This window comes from Lacisediminihabitans profunda (assembly GCF_008040105.1).
GTDB classification, from domain to species: Bacteria; Actinomycetota; Actinomycetes; order Actinomycetales; family Microbacteriaceae; genus Lacisediminihabitans; species Lacisediminihabitans profunda.
Genome location: NZ_VRMG01000119.1, coordinates 1 through 261 on the forward strand (window position 1 = coordinate 1; position 261 = coordinate 261).

1 protein-coding gene is annotated in these 261 nt (G+C 74.3%); it reads right to left on the reverse strand.

What is annotated here, in order from left to right:
- The coding region (locus FVP33_RS19690; protein ID WP_222706810.1) for a hypothetical protein at window positions 1–261 on the reverse strand (261 nt) is incomplete at both ends.

Below are 261 nucleotides of genomic sequence, written 5' to 3' on the forward strand. Positions count from 1 at the left end.
GACTCCGATGGCGCACCGCGCGTGCTTCCATACGCTCAGGTCGCGCCGCTCGTTGCCGACGTAGTCGAAACCGCCCTCGCCGAACCGCTCGACCAGGGCGGCGGCCTTGGCCTGCCCGACCAGACACGTGCGCCCGTCCGAGGCGATACACCCCGTCGCGCCCACCGCCTCGGCGAGCGGAGCGACCGCAAGCTCGTCGGAGGCGGAGGCCAGCCAGACCTCGCGCCCCGCGGCCCTGGCGGCGGCGATCTCGTCGAGCAC